Below are 17,676 nucleotides of genomic sequence, written 5' to 3' on the forward strand. Positions count from 1 at the left end.
TCCATACGGTAGCTAGCAATTGCGCTCATCGCGTCTTTCTTCTCTAACATTGAGTGCGCCTCTTTTGTAATCGTCAACTTTGTTCATTAAATTCATAACGAATAGAATCCCATCTCGCACAAAAGACGGCGGCTGGATTCGAATCATTTTACGAATAGATAACCTAACTTTTTATTATATTTATCGTCCGGATACTTCCGGCTCGAACTGTACTATCAACTAATCGATTGCGGTTTCGCAACTAGATTGATATTTAATCAGTAAATTTTAGCCAATTAGGTATTTATTTATTAAATAACAAAGACTTGATAAAAACATAAAAAACTATAAAACACGTAAAAATGCATTCTTTGAGGACGTATTTAGCAAATTGATAGGACAGGCGGTCAACACAAGCATGCATTTAGCTCAGTTATTAGTTGGAATAAGAACAACAGATGACAGCTATATCTCTGATTGAATTTTGCACTTATCAGTCAAATTATCAGCAAATACACACTGAATAGAAATGAGAGAGGAAGAATAAAAATGCAGCCTTCTAAACAGAAAGGCTGCAACAAAATCGTGTCAAAAATGGAAGGAACAGTGTACTGAACAACGTACTTAAATGTTCGACACGTAACTTGGAAAATCAACCTGCTCCCACAGTTGTCTGGATAACTCTGCTTTTGAATCCCATGCACCTTGCAGTACCCAATGAACAATAGCCTGAGCAACATCTGGGTATTTCACACTTTCGGCTTGTTGCTCCTTTAGCCACTGGCGTACTGCGGAAATGTCTAAGCTCTCCATCGACATCGCAAGCCCTAAATCTTCTAAGGTCGCAACATTGCTCTGCTGCTCGAATTGACCCGCGAGTGGCTTTAGTAACAATTTTTTCCCCAAAGACAAGGCTTCTGAAGGAAGCTCAAACCCACCATTAGCAATGACACCACTACAGCGATGCAAATGATGCTGGAAGTTGCTGTGGCATAAAGGGCGCAGTTCTATGTTTTCTACCTGCTCACATTCGATCACATCCGGGTGATAACAGATAAACGCTTGTTGATTAAAGTGGAACAATAAGTCCGAGATATCTTCTATCGATTCGAACGGCAGATACACCAACACGAAGTCGTCGTTTTCTGCTTGGCTATCGACGGTATGCACTATTGGTGGTAACAAAGGTTGATCAAAATGATGCCAATGCAAACCAAGGTGATGTTGAGAAGGCGCAAAGTATTCAATGACGGATTTATCTAACCAACTTGCTCCCTTTAGTGGCACCGGATAACGGAAAGCATTTTGGTGGCTAATACCAATAGAAGGCTTATTTTGTTGTCTCGCTGCCCACGCAGTCACAGGTTCGAAATCATTAATGATAAGATCGTAGGACGACAGATCGAGTTGCTTAACTTCTTTGAAAAACTGCACCAAATTGTTATTCAATGCTGTTTTCGCGTAGTTTACAGAGCCTTTTTCGGTAATAAAGGTGAAGCCTCGGCGAGTCTGGTAATCGCCAAATGCTTCCATTGAAAAGTATTTTTCCGGCGCTCGCCCAGAAAACAAAAAGTTGACCTCAACATTGTGCTCTTTAAACGCATGACTCATCGCCCTTGCGCGTGCAATATGTCCGTTTCCTGTCCCTTGAACACCGTACAAGATTTTCATCAATTAGCCTCCCAACATCGCAATCGCTAATCCACCACAAAGACTGCCAAGCAGTGCACCAATGATGACATCGGTAAAAAAGTGCACACCCAATAAGATTCGCGCGGTTCCGATTAAACTTGCCCAAAAGAATGCAGCAACGCCTAGGCTCGGATAGAAATGGTCAATCAGAGTCGCCATGACAAACGCAGCGGCAGTGTGTCCTGAAGGAAGACTATAGCGATCAGAGGGGGTAATAAAAGCAGGAAGGAGTGCACTAAGCTCTTCAGGACGACGACGCTTAAAACTATTTTTCAGCGTCCAATAAATTGGTAGCTCGATAGCAAAAGCAAGTAAACCCGCCAGTAAAAACCAGACTCCTTGCTCCTTATCTAAATACCAAGCTAATAAACCCAACACCAAGTAAAGGTGCCCGTCACCACTGTGGGAGACTCCTTTGCTGATATTGGCGACTTGTTGATTAAAACGGTGCTTAAGACAAACACTAGAGAGCGCTAAATCAAACTTAGCAATGGTTGCAATTGGCTGTGTAATTGTCTCTATGGTTCGCATGTGACCTTTCCTTACTTTGACAACGCCTTTGTGTGAAAAGTAGGAGGTTTAGGTGACAACAGCATGACGGGAGTTTGGACAATTAATGACAAAGGCCAAATTAAGGTGTGCCCAACAATTTATCTATTGGGCATAACCATAAAAATAGAACATTAAGAAGGGTTTGATGGTTGCGGTTGAGGGGTGTCTATATACCAGACTTTTCTCTTCTTGCGGCAGGCGCGCAAAGAGCCCGTCGTCATGTCGCCATCTTTTGTAAGCTCATAGCTCAGTGAGCGGCAAGTATAGTTTCCCGACAGTTCATGCTCTATACTCGTTTGCTCCGTTTTACTCGAGTTAGGCTCTAGTAGAGGGTTAGGCTGAGTAGATAAAATGTCACGATTTATCACATTGCTGCGCGCATAATCCTTATGGACATAACCTTTTATCACTCCTTTCTGTTCAACGAGAAACCAAGGTTGATCAACCACTTTTGCTAGCACATTAAAGACTTCCCCTTTCGATAATACGCCAAGCTTTGCCCCTTCAAGACTCGGTTTGGAGCGTAGGTTTAATGTGGTCTTAGAGCGGTAAGAGACATCCATAAACTCTACTGGGTTTGAGGTATCGACACCTTCAGTTGTTGGTCGGAAAACTTCCGCTTGCTGTTTCTCACTAGGTTGAACACGGATCTTCCACCAAGAATACGTTTCCGGATCTTTACCTTTAAACTTATTTCGGCTGTCAGACTCAAGGGCAACAAGCATCTGATTCAAGAACGATTCGCGTCCTTCATAACTCAAAAATCGATCCATTTGATCATTGATGACCATGACGCTCTGTGAGTGATCATTCATAACAACGGGGGAAGCCACTTCCACATAGGTCTGCGATTGAAACAGCTGACAACCCGACAAGCTGACCAGAGTAAATACTATGGCTGAACGTCCAAATTGTTTTGTTAACCTCATTCTTTCCCTAACCCTTATATTTCTTTTACCTAGTGCAACTGCACTACTATAAATGGTCATTCAAAACTTTTGCCAAACAATTCGGACCTTTGTGTGACAAGTCGCAATCCCGATGCTTGTTTTGGTAATGAAACGTCGCAAACTTGATGAGAACTTACTTCTTCTAGCACGTTTCTATCGCATCATGTCGTTTCACTTAGTGCATCATTTTTTTCAAGCAAACGAAAAGACTCATCCGATATGAATAAAAAATCGACTTTAGGGTTGACGCGCTTCATGGAGTGCGGTACTAATTTGTTAACTTAATTATGTGGAAAGCTTAACAACTATGCCAGCTCATTTTTCTATCCTGCTTAGCCTCCTCCTGATCGTGACCAGTTCGCGCGGGTAGGCTGTGGAAGAAAAATAACCACACCAATTTCTAAGAACCCGCATGAGAATGCGGGTTTTTTTATATCTAAATACTGGAAGTAAACGATTCACTTGCGCGAAAGTGCAGAAATCAGGAAGGAAGCAAACATGAACGATCAGGTCATTATATTCGACACCACATTGCGTGATGGCGAGCAAGCGTTGTCAGCAAGCTTGACGGTTAAAGAAAAACTGCAGATTGCCTATGCGCTGGAAAGACTCGGCGTTGATGTTATCGAAGCTGGCTTCCCAATCTCTTCACCAGGTGATTTCGAGTCTGTACAAACCATCGCAAAAAACATAAAAAACAGTCGAGTTTGTGCCCTTTCGCGTGCCGTTGCGAAAGACATTGATGCTGCCGCTGAAGCCTTAAAAGTGGCCGACCAATTCCGTATCCACACGTTTTTAGCCACTTCCACCATTCACGTAGAAGACAAACTACGCCGCAGCTACGACGATGTACTAGAAATGGCAGTCAACGCCGTTAAACATGCGCGTAACTACACTGATGATGTCGAGTTTTCTTGTGAAGATGCAGGTCGTACTCCTATAGACAACCTATGTCGCATGGTAGAAGCCGCCATCAATGCAGGTGCGAGTACAATCAACATTCCAGATACCGTTGGCTACACCGTACCAAGTGAGTTTGGTGGAATTATTGAAACCCTATTTAACCGCGTTCCGAACATTGATAAAGCGATCATCTCCGTTCACTGTCACGACGATTTGGGGATGTCAGTTGCCAACTCTATTGCCGCCGTTCAAGCTGGCGCACGTCAGATAGAAGGCACGATCAATGGCATTGGAGAGCGAGCGGGTAACTGTTCACTTGAAGAGATCGCAATGATCATCAAGACTCGTCAAGAGTTTTTGGGCGTTCACACTGGCATTAAGCATGATGAAATTCACCGCACCAGTAAGTTGGTTAGCCAGCTATGCAATATGCCTATTCAAAGCAACAAAGCAATTGTGGGTGCAAATGCGTTTAGCCACTCTTCAGGCATCCACCAAGATGGCATGTTGAAGAATAAGAATACCTACGAAATCATGACCCCTGAGTCTATTGGCCTAAAAAACCAAGCTCTGAACCTAACCAGCCGCAGCGGTCGCGCTGCCGTGAAGAGCCATATGGATACCATGGGTTACAACGAAGACGAGTACAACCTAGACGCGCTGTATGCGGATTTCTTGAAACTTGCTGATCGCAAAGGCCAAGTGTTCGATTACGACCTAGAAGCCCTAATGCACTTCTCGAACTTGCGTGAAGAAGATGACTTCTACAAATTGAGCTACCTAAGCGTGCAGTCTGGCAGCGTAATGGCTACCACCAGCATCAAAATGCAATGCGGTGATGAAGAAATGTGTGAAGCAGCGGTCGGTAATGGCCCAGTTGATGCGCTATACCAATGTATCTACCGCGTGACAGGCTACGACATCGTTCTGGATAAATTCGACCTAACCGCGAAAGGTGAAGGTGAAGATGGTTTGGGTCAAGCAGACATCATTGCCAACTACAAAGGTCGCAAATACCACGGTACGGGTGTTTCCACCGACATCGTTGAGGCTTCCGGCCAAGCATTATTGCACGTTATTAACAGCATTCATCGTGCAGATAAAATCGAAGAAATGAAGCAGAAAAAGATTGCGACTGTGTAATAACAACCGGGCTACACGGCTCAGGAAAGAACACGCTCGTTGAAATAATTAAGCTCAAAATTAGAAAACTTAAAGGATTAACATGACAGACAAATCGTACAAAATTGCCGTCCTACCCGGTGACGGCATTGGCCCGGAAGTAATGGCGCAGGCACATAAAGTATTGGATGCAATCGAAAAGAAACATGGTATTGCGTTTGAGCGTGACGAGCATGATGTCGGTGGTATCGCGATCGACAATCACGGTTGCCCACTTCCAGAGAGCACAATAAAAGCATGTGAAGAGTCTGATGCAGTCCTATTCGGCTCGGTTGGCGGCCCTAAGTGGGAGCACTTACCACCAAACGACCAACCTGAACGCGGTGCCCTACTGCCGCTACGTAAACACTTCCAACTGTTCTGTAACTTACGTCCAGCGCAAATTCACTCAGGTCTTGAAGCTTTCTCACCGCTACGTGCAGACATCTCGGGTCGCGGCTTTGACATCGTGGTAGTCCGTGAACTGACGGGTGGTATCTACTTCGGCCAACCGAAAGGTCGTGAAGGTGAAGGCGCAACAGAAAAAGCATTTGATACTGAGGTGTACCACCGCTTTGAGATCGAACGTATTGCAAAAATCGCTTTTGAGTCTGCTCGTCTACGTCGCAAGAAAGTGTGCTCTATCGACAAAGCGAACGTTCTACAAAGCTCTATCTTATGGCGTGAAGTAGTCGAAGAAATCGCAAAAGACTACCCAGATGTCGAGTTGTCACACATGTACATTGATAACGCGACTATGCAGCTTATCAAAGACCCTGCTCAGTTCGACGTAATGCTGTGTTCAAACATCTTCGGCGACATCATTTCTGATGAGTGTGCAATGATCACTGGCTCAATGGGTATGCTGCCTTCAGCAAGCCTAAACGAAAGTAAATTTGGTCTGTACGAGCCAGCAGGTGGCAGTGCACCCGATATCGCAGGTAAGAATATTGCTAACCCTGTGGCGCAAATCCTATCAGCAGCACTGATGCTGCGTTACAGCCTAGGTGAAGAAACTGCGGCGCAAGACATTGAAGCCGCAGTATCAAAAGCACTTTCAGCTGGGGAGCTAACGGGCGATCTTGCTGGTGACAACCCTGCGCTTACAACATCTGAGATGGGCGATAAGATCGCTGAGTACATCTTAAACTCGTAATACAGAACAGATTCATAATAAATACTAAATCCTCTATCCACCAATGACTTACCTCTAAGTCATTGGTGCTAAAACAAAGCAACAAGGATAACGAGGAAAGGAAGCAAACAATGGGCAAAACACTATACGAAAAAGTCTACGACGCACACGTTGCCGTCGCAGCAGAAGGGGAAAACCCAATCTTGTACATCGACCGTCACTTGGTACATGAAGTGACGTCTCCGCAAGCATTTGACGGCTTGCGTGAAAAAGGTCGTAAGGTGCGTCAGGTCAGCAAAACTTTTGCCACCATGGACCACAACGTTTCAACAACCACCAAAGACATCAACGCATCCGGTGAGATGGCTCGTATCCAGATGGAAACGCTATCGAAAAACTGTGAAGAGTTTGGTGTTACGCTTTACGACATTAACCATAAATATCAAGGTATTGTGCACGTTATGGGCCCAGAGCTTGGTATTACCCTACCGGGCATGACCATTGTTTGTGGTGACTCGCACACTGCTACACACGGTGCGTTCGGCTCGCTAGCTTTTGGTATTGGAACATCTGAAGTTGAGCACGTATTAGCAACTCAAACGCTAAAACAAGCGCGCGCTAAAACGATGAAGATCGAAGTGAAAGGCAAAGTGGCTCCGGGCATTACTGCGAAAGACATTGTGCTAGCCATCATCGGTGAAACGACAGCAGCAGGCGGTACAGGCTACGTAGTTGAATTCTGTGGTGAAGCGATCACTGACCTTTCAATGGAAGGCCGCATGACCGTATGTAACATGGCGATAGAGCTAGGTGCGAAAGCCGGTTTGATTGCGCCAGATGAAACCACGTTCGAATACATCAAAGGCCGTAAATTCTCACCTCAAGGTGCCGACTTTGATGCAGCAGTAGAATACTGGAAGACATTAAAAACTGACGATGATGCTCAGTTTGATGCAGTCGTGACACTAAACGCAGCGGATATCAGACCACAAGTCACTTGGGGTACTAACCCAGGCCAAGTGATCGCAGTAGATCAACCTATCCCAGCACCAGAAAGCTTTGCCGACCCAGTAGAAAAAGCATCGGCAGAAAAAGCTTTGGCTTACATGGGCCTAGAGGCAGGAAAGTCATTGTCTGATTACAACGTTGATAAAGTCTTCGTTGGTTCTTGTACTAACTCACGTATCGAAGACATGCGCGCAGCCGCTGAAGTAGCGAAAGGTCGCAAAGTCGCGCCTCACGTTCAAGCGCTAATCGTTCCTGGCTCTGAGCAAGTAAAAGCGCAAGCAGAAGCGGAAGGCTTGGACGTTATCTTTAAAGAAGCGGGCTTTGAGTGGCGCCTACCAGGTTGCTCGATGTGTCTAGCAATGAACAATGACCGTTTGGGCCCACATGAACGTTGTGCGTCTACTTCAAACCGTAACTTTGAAGGCCGCCAAGGTCGTGATGGCCGTACCCACCTAGTGAGCCCTGCGATGGCAGCGGCAGCAGCAATTGCTGGTCACTTTGTAGATATTCGTGAACTAGACTAAGGAGCAAACCAATGTCAGGCTTTAAACAACACACAGGCTTAGTTGTTCCTCTAGATGCAGCGAACGTTGATACTGATGCCATCATTCCAAAGCAGTTCCTACAAAAGGTCTCCCGCCTAGGGTTTGGTAAGCACCTATTCCATGACTGGCGCTTCCTAGACGATGCTGGCGAACAGCCAAATCCAGAGTTCGTGATGAACGCACCTCGCTACCAAGGCGCGTCTATCTTGCTGGCTCGTGAAAACTTCGGCTGTGGCTCATCTCGTGAGCACGCACCGTGGGCACTAGCGGATTACGGCATCAAAGCGATGATCGCACCAAGCTTTGCCGATATTTTTTACGGCAACTCGATCAACAACCAAATGGTGCCAGTTCGTTTGACTGAACAAGAAGTGGATGAAATCTTCCAGTTTGTTGAGGCAAATGAAGGTGCAGAAGTCGAGGTCGACCTAGAAGCGAATGTCGTTCGTGCCAACGGCAAAGAATATGGTTTTGAAATCGATTCGTTCCGTCGTCATTGCTTGCTAAACGGTTTGGACAACATTGGCCTAACCCTTCAACACGAAGATAAGATTGCTGAGTACGAAGCGAATATTCCAAGCTTCTTGCGTTAAGACGCGTTAGTAAATACACAAATCAAGGGCTGGCAATTGTCGGCCCTTGATTTGTTTTGGGTGACTGATCTCATATCGCTTTGCTTACAGAATACCGAACGCCTCTGTTGAAATTCGTCATCCTGAACAGCGACGAAGGAGCGTGATTCAGGATCGACTACCAGAGCGCACTGTACAGATTCATACTGTCTTTACTCAAGAGTTTGTGGGTATTAGATTCCTGATATCGCTTATGCTCCTCGGAATGACAGCGAATAAAGGCCACTGATTACTGAAAGAAAACAAGCACTAAACTGGTCTACACTATCAACAATATCTCATTCAAAGGTATCTCTATGAAGCGTCTGTTATTGCTGTTGTGTGCTCTGGTTTCTTTCTCGACATTGTCCGCGCCTAAATCCGACTTATGGCCATATTGGAAACAATCGAATCAAGCCAACCAAACCCAAATTTCTCATCAAGAATGGCAACAACTGCTCGATACTTATTTAGTTGAACAAGGCGAGAATACCTTGTTTCGTTATAGCCAAGTCTCCTCTGTCGATAAAACTAAGCTGAAACAATACATCCAGCGTTTGGCAAAACTAGACCCTCTACAATACAACCAAGCAGAGCAATATGCCTATTGGGTAAACCTTTACAACGCCATCACGGTAGATCTTATTTTGGATAACTATCCAGTCGAATCAATCACCAAGCTAGGTGGTTTATTTAGCTTTGGTCCTTGGGGAGACGATGTGGTCGTGGTCAATGGGAAGGATCTAACTTTAAACGATATTGAACATCGAATTTTGCGTCCAATTTGGAATGACCCAAGGACGCATTACGCCGTAAATTGTGCAAGTTTGGGATGCCCTAACCTACAAGCTCAAGCATTCACTGCTGACAACACGCAAGCTCTACTGGATAGTGCCGCCAAAACATTTATCAACAGCAGCAAAGGCGTATCTATCCAAGGAAACACGGCGCAGCTGTCTTCTATTTATGATTGGTTTGCAGCGGACTTTGGTGGAGAGAAACAAGTCTTCAACCACATCGCAAAGTATGCTCCGCAATACAAAAACTTCTCTGGCAAAGTGAAATACGAATACGATTGGGACTTGAATCAAGCCAACTAAACTGGGGGGATGTGAGGTCAATTAGCATTAGGGACATAATAGGCCAAAAGCTAAAGACACCGGCAACTCAAAGACTAAGACATGAAAAAAAAGGGCACTGAGTGCCCTTTTTTACATCCAAATGTTTGATAGAAAATGTCCGACTACTTAAAGCCTTTAACCTTCTTAATAAGATCGTAAGCGTTTTGAATCTCTTGAGATTTCTCTTTCGCGACGTTCATCATCTCTGGTGGTAAACCTTTAGCCATCAATTTGTCCGGGTGATGCTCGTTCATCAATTTACGATAAGCACGCTTGACGGTTTTACTGTCGGCATCTGAAGACACATCCAGAATTTTGTACGCGTCAGCCAGTTGATCTGCTTGTGAAGCTTGTTGCCAGCTACCACCAGAAGATTGGCCTTGATGCTGACCATGAAAACCGCCCTGGCTTTGGAAACGAAATGCGGCTTCTTGCATTTGCAAACGACGCTCTAATTGCTCAGAAGAGAAACCCAAACCACGTGCAATTTTGTGTAGTACATTTCGTTCACTCGGGTGGATTGAGCCATCTGCAAAGGCCGCCGAGATTTGCAGCTCTAAGAAAAATTGCAACAAGTCAAAGCGACCAGCTGTCGAAATTTTCACACGAACAAGAACATCTTCTAACGGAAAGTCGCTGTCTTTACCTTCACGAAACGCGTCTTGCGCTGCGCGACGCTGTTCGCCATGCAAATTCATGCGGTCCATCATGGCTGAAGCCAGTTGGATTTCCTCTTTGGTGACTTGGCCTTTCGCTTTTGCCACATGTCCCATTACCGCAAACGCCGCTTTAAAAAACTCTTCTTGGCGTTGAGCTTGACTTGGCCCTTTTCCAAAGCCGCCAGTAGAGAACCCGGCTTGACTCAAGCGACGTGCTTTATCGAATTGATGGCCAATAAATAAGCCAAAGAGTAAACCTAGCGGCCCGCCAAGTAACAAGCCAAAAAAGGCACCCAGAATTTTGCCAAAAATATGCATTATGTGTTCTCTATCAATGAATTTTTATCGACGACGGCGGTCTTATAGTGCCGGATGCAACGATTTCCTTTATGATAATGGAATTAGTTTTATTTCGGCTAGGCCATTTCGCCTGCTTATCTTTGCAGCTATTTTGTCGTCATTATGCCACAGTGAATCAATACGCTGGGATAAATGCGACTATAGTTGATTCATTTGGCTATTACGCTAGGGTACAACAAGCCCTATAGCCATCGAGTAGTAGTGACACAGGAAAGTTCAATTCAATGCAACATTTCTCCCGCACATTTTTAGCGGCCTCTATCAGCACCGCCTTGTTTGTACCCACCACTCAAGCTGAAGCGAATATCCATGATAGTGTGCAGGAAATGCCCGCCACAGATCAATGTTTGGTCGATACAAGTGGCGAGGAGGACGCTCTTAATACCCCAGTAGTGGTAGAAGCTGACACCCTGCAAGCCATCAATGGTGACAAAGCTCAGTACTCAGGTAATGTACAAGTCACCCAAGGCCAGAAGAAAATTACCGCAGATAGCGTAACGCTGCACCAACAAGACAACGTCGTGGTTGCCGAAGGCAACGTGACTTTCAATGACGGCCAAGTCAAAGCTCGATCTGATCGTGTTACTAACGACATTAATCAAGATACGTTTTCACTTGAGAACACTGATTATCAGTTCCTTTGCCAACAAGGTCGAGGCACTGCAGCCTATATCGCTCGCACAGGTCAGTCGGTTTATGAACTCGAAGACGGCTCTATCACATCGTGCCCTCAAGGCGATAATTCATGGCGATTGGTTGCGTCAGGCATCGATGTTGACCAAGATGAAGAGACAGCGACGCTGCACCATCCTCGATTTGAAGTGTTAGATGTGCCTGTTTTCTATGTGCCGTATCTAACCATGCCAATTGGAGATACGCGTAAAACGGGTTTCCTCTTTCCTTCTTTATCGTATGGTTCTAGTGATGGTATGGAAGTCGAGGTGCCATTCTATTGGAACATCGCGCCTCAATATGACATGACACTCACCACGCTCTATATGCAGCAACGTGGTACAAAACTCGATACTGATTTCCGCTACCTAACAGATGGTTGGGGAAATGGGGAAATCAAAGGCGAATACCTCAATAGTGATCGCAAATATCAGGACGAGTCTCGTTGGGGCTACCAAGTTAAACACGACGGTATCATCAATAAACAGTGGATAGTCAAAGTCGATTACTCAAAAGTGAGTGATATTGATTACTTCCTCGATCTCGACTCCGACATTGGTAACCGTGAAGATGGTCAACTGGTTCAAGAAGGACAAGTACAATATCGTTCTGACTTCTGGGATGCCTCGTTAACCGTTCGTGACTTCCAAATCTTATTGAAAGAAGAGAACCGCCCTTATCGCCTGCTTCCTCAGTTAGACTTGAACTACTACACGCCGTTGTGGGGAGACTACCTTAACTTTGACGTGAAGAGCCAAGTGAGCCGCTTCGATACCAGCGATGCTGCGCGACCAAATGCGACCCGTGTTCACATTGAACCAGGGCTTACATTACCACTCTCAAACTCATGGGCAACGTGGACAACAGAAGCGCGTGTGCTCTCTACGTATTACTCTCAAGACTTAACGGGTTTGACAGATGTAAACTTGCAAAACCAGTTGGATGATGAAGTTTCTCGTGTTATTCCTGAGTTCCGCACGCATGCGCAACTTTACTTAGAGCGAGATACAAGCTGGATCAAGGGCTACACCCAAACACTGGAGCCTCAGCTGCAGTACTTGTACGTACCTGAAGAAGATCAAACCAACATCTACAACTACGATACCACCTTGCTACAAACCGACTACTACGGGCTATTCCGCAGTCGTAAGTACAGTGGCATTGATAAAATCGCCTCGGCGAACCAGTTAAGCTACGGTGCGAGTACTCGCTTCTTTGATGATGACTATAAAGAGCGTCTTAACGTTTCATTTGGTCAGATTTACTACTTCGATAAAAAGACCAAACTGAGCAACAGCCCAAATCTTCCGGATGAGACAACCAATTACTCATCATGGGCGATTGAAGCTGATTTCAACTACAACGATTACTTGTTCTATCACGGTGGAATTCAATACGATATTGATTTGAGCTCCATGCAGTTGGCAAACAGTACCTTGGAATACCAATTCAACGGCGGCTTTATTCAGGGTAACTATCGCTACGTTACGCGTGAATACATCGAAGATACGATCATTCTCGAAAACCTAGACACAATTACTCGTAAAGGTATTTCTCAAGCAGGTATTGTAGCGGCCTACGAGTTCAACCCGAACTGGTCTGCGAGTGGTCAATACTACTACGACCTCAATGAAAATGCGGACCTAGAATGGTTAGCGAGCCTACGTTACCAATCTGACTGTTGGTACATTGGCGTCACTTACTCAAACCAATTGCTTGGTTGGGAAGACCAAGCTATCGGCAGCACCGGGGCATCACCTGAATACGAAAATAACTTCAGCGTTAACTTCGGTATTCAAGGCTTTGCGACCAACCAGCGTGAAGACACTGCTGTCAAAGAGCTGGATGGTTCTGACAACGCGATTAAGTACGGCCGCCCATTCTATCTGAACAATTAATCAAAATAGGCGTCTTAAATGAATAAGACGCCTATTCAAAAATACTGACGGAATTTTAAATGAAAATTTGGAAATCAATCTTATTCACGACCCTACTCTCTTGCGGAGCGGTTGCAGCACCAGTAGAGATCGATAAGGTTGCGGTCATCGTGAACGACGGTGTAGTTCTACAAAGCGACATCGAAACAGCGATGAAAACGCTGCAAGCCAACGCTCGTCAAAGTGGAAAGAGCTTACCTTCTACCAGCGTATTAAAAGAACAAGTTGTTGAAAAACTTATCATTGACACGTTGCAAGGCCAAGAAGCTGACCGTATTGGTGTGCGTATTGACGACAACCGTTTAAACCAAGCGATTGCAGAGATCGCACGTAATAATGAGCAATCGGTAGAACAACTCGCTGCTTCTGTAGAAAGTGAAGGTTTAAGTTACCCAGAATTCCGCGAACAAATTCGTAAGGAAATCGCCGCATCAGAAGCTCGCAATGCACTGGTTCGTCGCCGTATTAATATCCTTCCAGCAGAGGTCGATAGCCTTGCTGAGCAACTATCACAAGAAACCAATGCGACTGTTCAATACAAAATTGGACACATTCAACTGCGCTTCTCTGACGATAAAGAAAAGTCAGCTGTAGAAGCAGAAGCTAAAGCGCTCGCGAAAAAGCTAAACGAAGGTGCAGACTTTACGGAGATGGCCTACACCTACTCAAAAGGTCCTAAAGCTTTACAGGGTGGTGATTGGGGATGGATGCGTAAAGAAGAGATGCCAACCATCTTTGCTGATCAGATCAAGATGCAAAACAAAGGCAGCATTATTGGTCCATTCCGTAGTGGCGTTGGTTTCCACATCCTAAAAATAGAGGATGTAAAAGGCCTAGAAACGGTTGCGGTAACGGAAGTAAATGCGCGTCATATTTTGATTAAACCAACAGTGATTCTGAGCGACGAAGGGGCGAAGAAGCAACTGAATGAATTTGTACGCCGCATCAAAGCCGGTGAAGCAACGTTCGCTCAATTGGCAACACAATACAGTCAAGATCCTGGCTCGGCAGCACAAGACGGTGAACTAGGTTATCAAACACCAGATCTTTACGTGCCAGAATTCAAGCACCAAGTAGAAACTCTGCCAGTTGGCTCAATCAGCGAACCGTTCAAAACCGTTCACGGCTGGCATATCGTTGAAGTGTTGGATCGTCGCCAAGTTGACCGTACTGACTCAGCGATGAAGAACAAAGCTTACCGTATTCTATTTAACCGTAAATTTAATGAAGAAGCGGGCGCATGGATGCAAGAGCTACGCGCAAGTGCGTTTGTTGAAATCGTGGATGACAACAATGACAACTAATACAATTCGTAGAATTGTCGTAACCGCAGGGGAACCTGCGGGTATCGGCCCAGACTTAGTGCTTGCCCTATCGAAAGAAGATTGGGCGCACCAAATTGTCGTCTGTGCCGATAAGAATATGCTGACGGAGCGAGCCAAGCAGCTTGGCATCGAAGTCCAACTGTCTGATTACAATCCAGAAGAAGCACCTAAAGCACAAAAAGCGGGCACGCTTATCGTTGACCATATCCAAATATCGGAACCTGCGGTCGCAGGCGAGCTCAATGAAGCGAATGGCCACTATGTACTAAAAACGCTAGAAAGAGCGGCTTTAGGCTGTATGAATGATGAATTTGATGCTATTGTCACCGGCCCTGTTCATAAGGGGGTGATTAATCGCGCAGGTGTTGCATTCAGTGGTCATACTGAATTTTTCGCCGAGAAGTCACAAACGCCGCTAGTCGTAATGATGCTAGCAACGGAAGGACTACGCGTGGCGCTGGTTACAACACATATTCCTTTAGCTTATGTGTCCAAAGCTGTCACCGAAGAGCGATTAGAAAAAATCATCGATATTCTTCATAAAGACCTTGTAGAAAAGTTTGCTATCGCACAACCAAACATCTACGTTTGCGGGCTTAACCCTCATGCTGGCGAAGATGGCTGCTTAGGTCGTGAAGAGATCGAGACCATCACTCCGACACTGGAAAAAATTCGACAAGAAAAAGGTATCAACCTGATCGGCCCTCTGCCGGCTGATACCATTTTCAATGAAAAATATTTAAATGATGCTGATGCTGTTTTAGGCATGTACCATGATCAAGTATTGCCAGTATTAAAATACAAAGGCTTTGGTCGTTCAGTAAATATTACTCTTGGTCTACCTTTTATTAGAACATCGGTGGACCACGGTACTGCATTAGATCTGGCAGGGACAGGTCAAGCGGATACAGGGAGTTTCCGAACAGCGCTCACGCATGCGATAGATTTGGTAGAGAAGAAACAATGAGAAATGATGTCCATTTAGGACACAAAGCGCGTAAACGTTTTGGTCAAAACTTCCTGAACGATCCATACATTATTGATGGAATCGTATCAGCGATTAACCCAAAACCAGGTCAAAACCTGGTTGAAATAGGTCCTGGTCTTGGTGCAATCACTGAGCCGGTAGGTCGTGAAGTAGATAAGTTCACAGTTATCGAATTAGACCGCGATCTGGCGGAACGCCTACGTACTCACCCTGAACTGGCAGATAAGTTGACCATCCATGAGGGTGACGCTATGCGTTTTGACTTCACTCAACTAGTGAAGCCAAACAACAAGCTGCGCATTTTTGGTAACTTGCCATACAACATCTCTACACCATTGATGTTCCACCTTTTTGAGTTCCATAAAGACATTCAAGACATGCACTTTATGCTGCAAAAAGAAGTGGTAAACCGCTTAGCCGCCGGCCCTGGCAGCAAAGCTTACGGCCGTTTAACGGTAATGGCTCAGTACTACTGTAAAGTGGTACCGGTACTGGAAGTACCGCCAACGGCATTCGTTCCACCACCGAAAGTGGATTCTGCCGTTGTTCGTTTAGTGCCTTACGAAGAGCTGCCATGCCCGGCGAAAGATCTGCGTTTGCTCGATCGCGTTTGTCGTGAAGGCTTTAACCAACGTCGTAAAACCGTTCGTAACTGCTACAAATCGTTGTTAAGCACAGAAGTACTAGAAGAGCTAGGTGTTAATCCAAGCATGCGTCCAGAGAACCTGACGCTAGAACAATTCGTCGCAATGGCGAACTGGCTTGCGGATAACCCGCAGCACTAAGAACTCAAACAATAAGCCAAACCCTTGTAGGTTTGGCTTATTATTATTGGGATATTACGTTTCTGAGGAGTGCACATGGACGTCATTCAACCTTGCATCAAAATTCAAGTTCACACCAAATACATCGAAGAACAGTCCAACCCAGAGCTACAACGCTACGTTTTCGCTTATATCATCACCATCAAAAACCTTAGCCAACAAACCGTACAGTTAGTGAGCCGCCGCTGGCTAATCACAGACTCGAACGGCAAGCAAATGACGGTTGAAGGTGACGGAGTGGTAGGCCAGCAGCCCTTTATTCCAAGCAATGATGAATACACGTACAGTAGCGGAACCGCGTTAGAAACCCCTGTCGGCGTTATGCAAGGACACTACAAAATGCTGGATGAGAAAGGGCAAGAGTTCATCACCGAAATCGAACCATTTCGCTTGGCTGTTCCAAATGTTTTAAATTAGTAAATTGGAGATTCAGTGGCTACCTATATTGTTGGTGACATCCAAGGCTGTTTTGATGAATTGCAGCGACTACTAGAAAAAGTATCTTTCTCTGCGAAAAAAGACCAACTTTGGCTTGCTGGTGATTTGGTCGCCAGAGGGCCTAAATCACTAGAAGCGTTACGCTTTGTGAAGTCACTTGGCGCAAGCGCAATCGTCGTGCTTGGTAATCACGACCTTCACCTTCTTGCAGTGGCTCACGGGATAAAAAAGGTCAAAGACAAAGATAGAACCGCACCTATTTTCACGGCCCCTGACAAAGAGGAACTACTGACATGGCTAGCTCAGCAACCTCTAATGGCCGAGCATGACGAGTTCGTGATGTGTCACGCTGGCATATCACCGCAGTGGAATCTAAAAACAGCGAGAAAGTGTGCCCGTGAAGTTGAGCGCATCATCCAAAGTGAAGAGCTGCCTTGGCTATTAAAAAACATGTACAGCAATCAACCTGATTCCTGGGATGACTCTCTACAGGGTTTGGACCGATACCGTTATATTATCAATGCTTTTACGCGGATGCGCTTTTGTTTCCCTGATGGTCGTTTGGATATGGATTGTAAATTGCCACCGCAACAAGTTTCCGGTAACGAACTTATTCCATGGTTTGATGTGCCTAAACGTATCCACTTAAACAAAGCGGTGCTCTTTGGGCACTGGGCTGCACTACAAGGCTATATGAACAACGAAGTCATCGGGCTAGATACTGGCTGCGTTTGGGGCGGAAGACTGACCATGATCCGTTGGGAAGATAAGAAAATTTTTACTCAGGATGCGTTAAGTTAAACACTGAATAACAGT

General features: G+C 45.4%; 15 protein-coding genes. 11 read left to right on the forward strand and 4 right to left on the reverse strand.

All coding sequences use genetic code 11. The annotated features are described in order from the left end of the window. Positions 1–603 precede the first annotated feature (603 nt). The 3 genes from R7O12_RS15315 to R7O12_RS15325 form a co-directional block, all read right to left on the reverse strand. Positions 604–1,650, reverse strand: coding sequence for an MJ1255/VC2487 family glycosyltransferase (locus tag R7O12_RS15315; protein ID WP_054576647.1), 1,047 nt, complete (start codon positions 1,648–1,650; stop codon positions 604–606). Between the two features lie 3 nt (positions 1,651–1,653). After that, a complete protein-coding gene (locus R7O12_RS15320) occupies positions 1,654–2,202 on the reverse strand; it encodes a phosphatase PAP2 family protein (protein WP_005379690.1) in 549 nt (182 codons plus the stop codon). A gap of 152 nt (positions 2,203–2,354) precedes the next feature. Continuing rightward, positions 2,355–3,152 (reverse strand): SH3 domain-containing protein, encoded by a 798-nt coding sequence (locus tag R7O12_RS15325; RefSeq protein WP_054574255.1) that lies wholly within the window; start codon positions 3,150–3,152, stop codon positions 2,355–2,357. A gap of 519 nt (positions 3,153–3,671) precedes the next feature. On the opposite strand from R7O12_RS15325, the gene leuA reads away from it, so the two are divergent. From leuA to R7O12_RS15350, 5 genes are all read left to right on the forward strand, one after another. Beyond that, on the forward strand, positions 3,672–5,219 hold the full coding sequence (leuA, locus tag R7O12_RS15330) for a 2-isopropylmalate synthase (RefSeq protein ID WP_005379685.1): 1,548 nt from the start codon (positions 3,672–3,674) through the stop codon (positions 5,217–5,219). An 82-nt stretch (positions 5,220–5,301) separates the two neighbouring features. Further along, complete coding sequence (gene leuB / locus R7O12_RS15335) at positions 5,302–6,393, forward strand: 3-isopropylmalate dehydrogenase (protein ID WP_042522421.1); 1,092 nt, start codon at positions 5,302–5,304, stop codon at positions 6,391–6,393. A 110-nt stretch (positions 6,394–6,503) separates the two neighbouring features. Next, entirely contained in the window at positions 6,504–7,904 is a 1,401-nt protein-coding gene (leuC, locus tag R7O12_RS15340) for a 3-isopropylmalate dehydratase large subunit (RefSeq protein ID WP_005383069.1), read from the forward strand. Positions 7,905–7,915: 11 nt separating this feature from the next. Continuing rightward, a complete protein-coding gene (leuD, locus tag R7O12_RS15345) occupies positions 7,916–8,518 on the forward strand; it encodes a 3-isopropylmalate dehydratase small subunit (protein ID WP_005383071.1) in 603 nt (200 codons plus the stop codon). 335 nt (positions 8,519–8,853) lie between these two features. Beyond that, entirely contained in the window at positions 8,854–9,636 is a 783-nt protein-coding gene (locus R7O12_RS15350; protein WP_318100817.1) for a DUF547 domain-containing protein, read from the forward strand. Between the two features lie 143 nt (positions 9,637–9,779). Here R7O12_RS15350 and djlA read toward each other — a convergent pair whose 3' ends face one another. Next, the gene (djlA, locus tag R7O12_RS15355; RefSeq protein WP_005383076.1) at positions 9,780–10,634 is read right to left on the reverse strand and encodes a co-chaperone DjlA; all 855 of its coding nucleotides are present in this window, start codon (positions 10,632–10,634) and stop codon (positions 9,780–9,782) included. A 266-nt stretch (positions 10,635–10,900) separates the two neighbouring features. On the opposite strand from djlA, the gene lptD reads away from it, so the two are divergent. The 6 genes from lptD to apaH all read left to right on the forward strand — a co-directional run bounded on the left by lptD (position 10,901) and on the right by apaH (position 17,661). Next, complete coding sequence (gene lptD / locus R7O12_RS15360) at positions 10,901–13,246, forward strand: LPS assembly protein LptD (protein WP_005379673.1); 2,346 nt, start codon at positions 10,901–10,903, stop codon at positions 13,244–13,246. 59 nt (positions 13,247–13,305) lie between these two features. Further along, complete coding sequence (surA, locus tag R7O12_RS15365; protein ID WP_005379672.1) at positions 13,306–14,589, forward strand: peptidylprolyl isomerase SurA; 1,284 nt, start codon at positions 13,306–13,308, stop codon at positions 14,587–14,589. Continuing rightward, positions 14,579–15,577 carry a 4-hydroxythreonine-4-phosphate dehydrogenase PdxA gene (pdxA, locus tag R7O12_RS15370; RefSeq protein WP_005383085.1) on the forward strand — a complete coding sequence of 333 codons (999 nt, stop codon included), beginning with the start codon at positions 14,579–14,581 and terminating at the stop codon, positions 15,575–15,577. Before surA ends, pdxA begins: the two co-directional genes overlap by 11 nt. After that, complete coding sequence (gene rsmA / locus R7O12_RS15375) at positions 15,574–16,383, forward strand: 16S rRNA (adenine(1518)-N(6)/adenine(1519)-N(6))-dimethyltransferase RsmA (RefSeq protein WP_005379669.1); 810 nt, start codon at positions 15,574–15,576, stop codon at positions 16,381–16,383. The genes pdxA and rsmA overlap by 4 nt, the downstream gene beginning before the upstream one ends. 75 nt (positions 16,384–16,458) lie before the next feature. Further along, positions 16,459–16,839 carry a Co2+/Mg2+ efflux protein ApaG gene (apaG, locus tag R7O12_RS15380; RefSeq protein ID WP_005379668.1) on the forward strand — a complete coding sequence of 127 codons (381 nt, stop codon included), beginning with the start codon at positions 16,459–16,461 and terminating at the stop codon, positions 16,837–16,839. A 15-nt stretch (positions 16,840–16,854) separates the two neighbouring features. Continuing rightward, on the forward strand, positions 16,855–17,661 hold the full coding sequence (apaH, locus tag R7O12_RS15385; RefSeq protein ID WP_054574252.1) for a bis(5'-nucleosyl)-tetraphosphatase (symmetrical) ApaH: 807 nt from the start codon (positions 16,855–16,857) through the stop codon (positions 17,659–17,661). The last annotated feature ends 15 nt before the right edge of the window (positions 17,662–17,676 follow it).

The sequence above is a fragment of the Vibrio sp. Vb1574 genome, assembly GCF_033338675.1.